An 8,118-nucleotide genomic window follows, 5' to 3' on the forward strand; every position below is an offset into this window, starting at 1 on the left:
GGGTGGAAGTGGGCGTGCGGGGTATTGCTCACCAGGGTGGGTGGGGGGGCCGGGGGAGGAAGGCTTGCCCGCGCCAGCGGGGTGCCGCTGCGCCCACCCGTGCCGCCCCAGCGGCACGACTGCCCGCAGCTACGCTTGTTGTGGGGCGGGCGCGCGTGCTGCGGGCCGCGGCAGCTATGTCTGTGGGGCCGGGCCGTTCGGGCGTCCGACCGTTGCTGGGGCCGATGGGGCGGGCTGTCGTGGGCGGCTGCGCAGGCTGGGGTGGGCCGCCTGAGGTGGCGTCCGCCGCTGTGTCGGTGGGGTGGCTGTTCCTGCGGTGGTGTCGACGGGAGCGTAGGCCGGGTGGTGGTCCGTCCTGGGGGTGCCGGTCGCTGTGTCGGTGGGGTGGCCGTTCCTGGAGTGGTGTCGACAGGCGCGCAGGCTGGGTGGGCGTTCTGGGGGTGTCCGGCGCTGTGCCGGTGGGCTGCCTGTCCTGTTGGGTGTCCGTGCTGTGGCGGGGGGACGGGCCGTCTTGGGGTGGTTTCGGCAGTCGTGCTGGTGGTGCGGTCCGTGCTCGAGGCGTGTGTGCGGCTGTGGGCCTCGGGCGGTCGGGTCTGAGGTGGTGTGCTGGTGTGGCGGCGGGTGGCGCAGCCTGAGGTGGTGCTGCAGCTTCGCACGCTGTGAGGTGGTCCGAGTTCAGGTGCCTGCGGGCGCGCGTGCTGGAGGCGGGTCTGCGGCTGTGCATGGCGGGGAGTCGGGGCTGTGGCGGCGGGGCGGCGCAGCACGAGGTGGGGCCGCAGCCTTGGGTCCTGGGGCGGGACGGCTGGAGGTGGGTCCGTGGGTGGGCTGCTCGTCCTGCAGGGGGCGGCCGTAGCTGTGCCGGTGGGTGGTGGTCAGGGGTGTGGGTGGGTTGGTCTGGGGCCGTTGTCTTCTGGGGTCTCCGTGCCTGCCAGGTTGCCGAAGTCGTGGTCCGGGGGTGGGGACGGAGGGGCTACGTCGAGGCCGTAGTGGTGGTAGAGCTGGAGTTCCTGTTCGGGGGAGAGGTGGCGGCCGACGCCGAAGTCGGGGGCGTCCTTGATCAGGGCGCGGTCGAAGGGGACCTGGAGGGCGCCCTCCACCAGTTCGCTGGGCTCCAGGGGGACGAAGGCGTCCCGGGAGAAGAGGCCGGTGCGTATCGCGGCCCATTCCGGGACTCCGGTCGCGTCGTCGAGGTAGACCTCGTCGATGGTGCCGATCTTGGTGCCGTTGCGGTCGAAGGCCTTGCGGCCGATCAGATTGCGCGGATCGATGTCGGTCTGCACGGGCCCTCCACTGGTCGCAACTCATCCGTAAGCACTACGAAAAGGCACATTGGGGAGCGCGGCCACTCGAAGGTTCGTGCGTTGACCCCGCTGGTAGGCTTGCTAGCGGCTGCTGACCCCGTGCGGGAGAGTCCTCCGGACACCATCCGGAGGCGCCGAAGGAGCAAATCCTCCCCGGAATCTCTCAGGCACACGTACCGCACGGACGAGGTCACTCTGGAAAGCAGGGCGGGTGTCGATGGCCTCCGCTCTCACCGACGGTGAAAACCGGGAACCCTGTGGTGACCCGGTGAAGCTCTCAGGTTGAGATGACAGAGGGGGAGGCCGTCCGGGTACCCGCGCCGTGGTGCCCCTCGAAGGTCGTGTCAGACCAGGAGGCCTCCGCAATGACCGCCCATCGCATTCCGCTCTCCGAGCTCGAACAGGGGATCCCTTTCGAGCAGCGCCACATTGGTCCTGATCATGAGGCTCGGGCCAAGATGCTCGCGCATGTCGGGTACGGCTCGCTCGACGAGCTCACCGCCGCCGCCGTGCCGGATGTGATCAAGAACGCCGACTCTCTTGATCTGCCGGGGGCGCGGACCGAGGCCGAGGTGCTCGCCGAGCTGCGGTCGCTCGCCGATCGCAATCAGGTGCTCGATTCCATGATCGGGCTCGGGTACTACGGGACCTTCACGCCGCCGGTCATCCTGCGGAACGTCATGGAGAATCCGGCCTGGTACACGGCCTACACGCCGTACCAGCCCGAGATCTCGCAGGGGCGGCTCGAGGCGCTTCTCAACTTCCAGACCGTGGTCGCCGACCTCACCGGGCTGCCGACCTCCGGCGCCTCGCTGCTCGACGAGGGGACGGCGGCGGCCGAGGCCATGTCCCTGTCCCGGCGCATGGGCAAGAACAAGAAGGGGCTGTTCCTGGTCGACGCGGATGTGCTGCCGCAGACTGTCGCCGTGATCGAGACCCGGGCCGAGCCCACGGGGGTCGAGGTTGTCGTCGCTGACCTGAGCGGCGGGATTCCGGCCGACCTCGCCTCGCGTGAGATCAACGGTGTGCTCCTGCAGTACCCGGGCGCGTCCGGTGCCGTACGGGACATCAAGCCCGTCATCGAGCAGGCCCATGAGCTTGGCGCTCTCGTCACCGTCGCCGCCGATCTGCTCGCGCTCACGCTGCTGAAGTCGCCCGGTGAGCTCGGGGCGGACATCGCGGTCGGGACGACGCAGCGGTTCGGTGTGCCGATGGGCTTCGGCGGTCCGCACGCCGGCTACATGGCCGTACAGGAGAAGTTCGCGCGCAGCCTGCCGGGGCGGCTCGTGGGTGTGTCCGTGGACGCCGATGGGAACAAGGCCTACCGGCTGGCGCTGCAGACGCGTGAGCAGCACATCCGGCGGGAGAAGGCGACCAGCAACATCTGTACGGCGCAGGTGCTGCTCGCTGTCATGGCCGGGATGTACGCCGTCTACCACGGGCCCGAGGGGCTGCGCGGCATCGCCCGGCGCACTCATCGGTATGCCGCCGTTCTGGCCGCCGGGCTCGCTGCCGGTGGCGTCGAGGTCGTGCATGGCTCCTACTTCGACACGGTGACCGTACGGGTGCCCTCGAAGGCCGCCGAGATCGTCGCCGCAGCTCGGCAGAACGGCGTCAATCTGCACCTCGTCGACGCCGACCACGTGTCCGTCGCCTGCGACGAGACCACGAACCGGGCCCAGCTGGGTGCCGTATGGACGGCGTTCGGGGTCGAGGGGGACATCGAGGCGCTGGACGCGGGGACCGAGGACGCTCTTGCGGGCGGGCTGCTGCGCAGCGACGAGTACCTCACGCACCCCGTCTTCCACCAGTACCGTTCCGAGACCGCGATGCTGCGCTACCTGCGCAGGCTCGCCGACCGCGACTACGCGCTGGACCGGGGCATGATCCCGCTGGGGTCCTGCACGATGAAGCTGAACGCGACCACCGAGATGGAGCCGGTCACCTGGCCGGAGTTCGGGCAGCTGCACCCCTTCGCCCCCGCGGAGCAGGCGCAGGGCTATCTGACGCTCATCCGCGAGCTGGAGGAACGTCTCGCCGAGGTCACCGGCTACGACAAGGTGTCGTTGCAGCCCAACGCAGGGTCCCAGGGTGAGCTGGCCGGTCTGCTCGCCGTACGCGGGTACCACCGGGCCAACGGGGACGAGCAGCGGACCGTGTGTCTGATTCCGTCCTCCGCTCATGGCACCAATGCCGCGAGCGCCGTCATGGCCGGCATGAAGGTCGTCGTCGTGAAGACCGCCGGGGACGGTGAGATCGACGTCGAGGATCTGCGGGCGAAGATCGAGCAGTACCGCGACGAGCTGTCGGTGCTGATGATCACGTATCCGTCGACGCACGGTGTGTTCGAGGAACACGTCGCCGACATCTGTGCGCAGGTGCACGAGGCCGGCGGGCAGGTGTACGTCGACGGCGCCAACCTCAACGCCCTTGTGGGACTTGCCAAGCCGGGCCACTTCGGCGGCGACGTCTCGCATCTGAATCTGCACAAGACCTTCTGCATTCCCCATGGCGGTGGCGGTCCGGGTGTCGGGCCGGTCGGTGTGCGGGCGCATCTGGCGCCGTATCTGCCGAACCACCCGATGCAGCCTGCCGCCGGTCCGGAGACGGGTGTCGGGCCGATCTCGGCCGCGCCCTGGGGTTCCGCGGGGATCCTGCCGATCTCTTGGGCGTACGTACGGCTCATGGGTGGCGAGGGGCTCAAGCGGGCCACGCAGGTGGCCGTGCTGTCCGCCAACTACATCGCCAAGCGGCTGGAGCCGCACTACCCGGTGCTCTACACGGGGCCGGGCGGGCTCGTCGCGCACGAGTGCATCATCGATCTGCGGCCGCTGACCAAGGCGACCGGGGTGAGCGTGGACGACGTGGCCAAGCGGCTCATCGACTACGGCTTCCACGCGCCGACGATGTCGTTCCCGGTGGCCGGGACTCTGATGATCGAGCCGACCGAGTCCGAGGACCTGAACGAACTCGACCGTTTCTGCGAGGCGATGATCGCCATCCGTGCGGAGATCGAGAAGGTCGGGTCGGGTGACTGGCCGGCCGACGACAACCCGCTGCGGAACGCTCCGCACACCGCGGGCGCGCTGGGCGGCGAGTGGGAGCACGGGTACAGCCGGGAGGAGGCCGTGTTCCCGGCCGGTGTGTCGGTCGCCGACAAGTACTGGCCGCCGGTGCGCCGGATCGACCAGGCTTTCGGTGACCGGAATCTGGTGTGCTCCTGCCCGCCGATGGATGCGTACGAAGGCTGATGTACAGGCGTTAGGCATACGAAGGGCTCCGCCCCGGCCGCAGGTGGCCGGGGCGGAGCCCTTGTGCGTTCATGCCGTGGTCAGCGCCACCTCCGTCGCCTTGACCAGCGCGACGACCGGCATTCCGGGGGAGAGGGCCAGGTCGGTGGTGGCGTCCCTGGTGATGGCCGCCGTCAGAGCGGCGCCCTCCACGGCGATCTTGACCGATGCCATCGCGCCGCCCGTGGCGATGCCGGTGACCGTGCCGGGGAGTTGGTTGCGGATGGACAGGCCCTTGATCGGGGTGGTGGAGAGGGAGATCTCCGTTGCCTTCACCAAAGCGGTGACGGCGGTTCCTTCGGCCAGGCCGAGGTCTTCGACGGCGTCGAGGGTGATCGCCGCGGTGAGGTCCTGGCCGCCGTTGAGGTGGACCTTGACGGTGGCCATGACCTCGCCGGGGGTGATGGCCGTGACCGTGCCGGGGAGCTGGTTGCGGGTGCTCAGGCTCATGTGGGACGCCTCGCAGACGGTGGGGTATCGCGCGGTACGTAGGAATTATGTGGATTTGCGGACGCTCGTCCCTACCGTAGTGGCGTCGGGCGCCCGGTCACGTGCGGTGGCCGCCATTGCGGCGCACGCCGTTCAGAAGAAGCCCGACGCTCTCAGCACCGCCTGCACCGTCGCGTCGTCGATCTGGTGCCCCAGCCGCTCCAGTACGTCCGTGCCTTCGAGCAGCGTGCCGCGTTCCCGTGAGCGGCGTACCCCGGTGTCCAACTCGTGCCACAGCAAGGGGTTGGCGACCAGGATCCGTGGGTCCAGGTCCAGGCGGCAGCCGTCCGTGTCGCGCAGGGTCAGGAGGGCGGAGACGCGGCCGTGCTGACGTACGGCCACCAGCTCGTCCGTGCGCACCGCCTGCCGTCGTACGAGGCCACGGACCTCCAGCCAGCCGGGGCCGGCGGTCACGCGCTGGGGGAGGAGGATGGTGAAGAGTACGGCGGTCAGGGCCAGCCACAGCAGGGTGCGTGCCGGCGTCAGGCTCTCCCCGTCCAGGTCGACCAGCAGGGTCATGCCGAGGAACGCCAGGGCGCAGCCCAGGGCGAACCGGGCGCTGCCACGCCAGTGGCGGTCGCCGGTCGCGGCCGGACGCGGTCCGCTTCCCTGCACAGTGCAGACGGTAGGGGCCACAGCGTCGGAACGGCCCTGTCCCTGCGGCGCTCTGACGCCTTACGGCGCAACCTTGACGCGATCCTGATGGCCGCGGCCGTTTCAGCCGGTGTGCACCCGGGGCCTGCGTTCCCGGTCGGGTTCGGCCTCGCGCAGCACCTCGCGGGTGACCGGGGCGACCTCGCCCTGGCCGAAGAGGAAGAAGCGCAGGAAGTTGGCGAAGGGGGTGCCCTCGGTCCACTCGAAGTAGATGTGCGGGATGCAGCCGGTGGTGTCGCGGACGTGCAGGAGCAGCGCGGCCAGGGCGTTGGAGATGGAGGAGGACTCCAGGGTCAGGACGCGGTAGCGGTTGTGCAGGACCTCGCCGCGTACGGTCAGGCCGGCCTCGAACTCGGACGGGTCGGTGACCGTCACCTCGACGAAGACGAAGTCCTCCTGGCCGGGGACGTCGTTGTCGGCCCGGATCTGCTCGATCTTGTCGCGGTACTCCGCCTTGTCCCGCCGGTCGGGCTCGTTGGCGATGAACCGGATCTTGCGGCTGGCCATGTCCCTGACGAAACGTTCCGCCATGTCGTCCAGCGTCACGTCGGTCACGCGGAGCTCGAAGGCGCGGGCCAGCCGGGACAGGAGCGAGACCAGGATGATGCCGGCGATGAAGCAGGCGCCGATCTTCACACCGTCGGGGCGTTCGATGACGTTCACCACGGTCGTGTAGAGGAACACCGCCGAGATGACCGCGAAGCCGATGAACCAGTTCCGCTGGCCGGCCTCGCGGGCCGCGATGGTCACGGCGATCGCGGCGGAGCTGATGAGGACCAGCACGCCCGTGGCGTAGGCGCCGCCCTGGGCGTCGACGTCGGCGTCGAAGATCCAGGTGACCAGGAAGGCGACCAGGGTGAAGACGATGACCATGGGGCGCACGGCCCTGGCCCAGTGCGGTGCCATGCCGTAGCGCGGGAGATAGCGGGGCATCAGGTTGAGCAGCCCGGCCATGGCGGAGGCGCCGGCGAACCACAGGATGGCGATCGTCGAGACGTCGTAGACCGTGCCGAAGGCGCCACCGAGGTATTCGTGGGCGAGGAACGCCAGCGCGCGGCCGTTGGCCTGGCCGCCCGACTCGAACTCCTTCTCAGGGATCAGCAGTGTGGTGATGAAGCTCGTCGCGATCAGGAAGCAGCTCATGATCACGGCGGCGGTGGTGAGCAGCTTCTTCGTGTCCCGGATCCGGCCCTTGGGCTGCTCCTCGGTCTCGCCGGGGTCGCCCTTGACGTGCGGCATCACGGCGACGCCGGTCTCGAATCCGGAGAGGCCGAGCGCGAGTTTGGGGAAGACGATCAGTGCCACGCCGATCATGACGAAGACATTGCCGTGTTCGGCTGTGAGGGCGTTGGACCAGTCGGTGACCACGTGTCCCTCGGTGGCGACGTGATACAGGCCGACGGCCACGACGACGGCGTTCAGCACGAGGTAGGCGCCGACCAGGGCGACGGCGACGCCGATCGCCTCCAGGAAGCCCTTGAGGAAGACCGCGCCGAGGAGAGCCACGAGGATGAGGGTGATCAGCATCTGCTTGTCGTGCAGTGCGCTGTTCAGGTGCGGGTTCTCGACCAGGTGGGTGGAGGCGTCGGCCGCCGACAGGGTGATGGTGATCAGGAAGTCGGTGGCGGCGAAGCCGAGCAGGGTCAGGACGAAGAGCTTGCCCTTCCAGAAGGTCAGGAGCCGCTCCAGCATCGCGATCGAGCCCTGGCCGTGAGGGCTCTCCTCGGCCACCCGCCGGTACACGGGCAGGGCTCCCGCCAGAGTGACGATCACGAGCACGATCGTGGCGATGGGGGACAGCAGGCCCGCCGCGAGGGCCGCGATGCCCGGCTGGTAGCCGAGGGTCGAGAAGTAGTCGACGCCGGTGAGACACATGACGCGGTACCAGGGCTGGCCCTTGTGCTCCAGCTTGGACTCGGTCGGCTCTTCCTCCGCTCGGCCCTGGCCCTTGCCCATGTCGGACAGACCCTCCAGCATCCAGGCGCGCACGCGACTGGGCGGGGGGTGTTCGGTCGTGGCCATCGGCGTGCTCCTGATGTGCGGGTCGACGCGGGTCGGCGTGTGGTTCCGGCCATCACGCGGACGGCGGCACCAGCGTAAGCAGAGAGTGACGCACGGGCCCATGGATCGGAGGGTTGGTGGCGTCAAGCTTCCGTTAAGACTCGCCATGTCGGAGCGGGTCGCACAGCAAGATGCGAGTTCCGGGGGTCGTTGGGCGGTGGTTGTGCGGTGGGTGGGCGGTGGATGGGCTGTATGCGGGATGCAGGGCTGTCTTGCGGGGGTGGATACGCAGAGTCACGCCGTGTGCGCTTTGCGGCGGTGGCGGTGGCGGCGGTGTCGCTGTCGACGGGGCCGGGGCGGGCGGGCCGGGGCGGGGCATGGGG

Annotated in this window: 5 protein-coding genes and 1 riboswitch; of the genes, 1 reads left to right on the forward strand and 4 read right to left on the reverse strand. The window is 69.4% G+C overall.

Features of this window, described 5'->3' with window-relative positions; all coding sequences use genetic code 11:
- Positions 1–872 precede the first annotated feature (872 nt).
- The gene (locus ADK36_RS05915; RefSeq protein ID WP_048587433.1) at positions 873–1,280 is read right to left on the reverse strand and encodes a PRC-barrel domain-containing protein; all 408 of its coding nucleotides are present in this window, start codon (positions 1,278–1,280) and stop codon (positions 873–875) included.
- A gap of 113 nt (positions 1,281–1,393) precedes the next feature.
- Positions 1,394–1,490: riboswitch (glycine riboswitch) on the forward strand.
- Between the two features lie 176 nt (positions 1,491–1,666).
- On the opposite strand from ADK36_RS05915, the gene gcvP reads away from it, so the two are divergent.
- Complete coding sequence (gene gcvP, locus ADK36_RS05920) at positions 1,667–4,552, forward strand: aminomethyl-transferring glycine dehydrogenase (RefSeq protein ID WP_048587434.1); 2,886 nt, start codon at positions 1,667–1,669, stop codon at positions 4,550–4,552.
- A gap of 69 nt (positions 4,553–4,621) precedes the next feature.
- Here the strand turns inward: gcvP and ADK36_RS05925 are convergent, their stop codons facing one another.
- From ADK36_RS05925 to ADK36_RS05935, 3 genes are all read right to left on the reverse strand, one after another.
- The gene (locus ADK36_RS05925) at positions 4,622–5,041 is read right to left on the reverse strand and encodes a TOBE domain-containing protein (RefSeq protein ID WP_048587435.1); all 420 of its coding nucleotides are present in this window, start codon (positions 5,039–5,041) and stop codon (positions 4,622–4,624) included.
- A gap of 132 nt (positions 5,042–5,173) precedes the next feature.
- Complete coding sequence (locus ADK36_RS05930; protein ID WP_053196606.1) at positions 5,174–5,695, reverse strand: hypothetical protein; 522 nt, start codon at positions 5,693–5,695, stop codon at positions 5,174–5,176.
- Between the two features lie 102 nt (positions 5,696–5,797).
- Complete coding sequence (locus tag ADK36_RS05935; protein ID WP_048587437.1) at positions 5,798–7,756, reverse strand: APC family permease; 1,959 nt, start codon at positions 7,754–7,756, stop codon at positions 5,798–5,800.
- Positions 7,757–8,118 lie beyond the last annotated feature (362 nt).

Source organism: Streptomyces viridochromogenes, from assembly GCF_001270495.1.
Taxonomy (GTDB): Bacteria; Actinomycetota; Actinomycetes; order Streptomycetales; family Streptomycetaceae; genus Streptomyces; species Streptomyces viridochromogenes_A.

Coding starts and splice junctions, on each gene's coding strand:
- gcvP (WP_048587434.1), top strand. CDS start 1,667: ATGACCGCCCATCGCATTCCGCTCTCCGAGCTCGAACAGGGGATCCCT.
- ADK36_RS05925 (WP_048587435.1), bottom strand. CDS start 5,041: ATGAGCCTGAGCACCCGCAACCAGCTCCCCGGCACGGTCACGGCCATC.
- ADK36_RS05935 (WP_048587437.1), bottom strand. CDS start 7,756: ATGGCCACGACCGAACACCCCCCGCCCAGTCGCGTGCGCGCCTGGATG.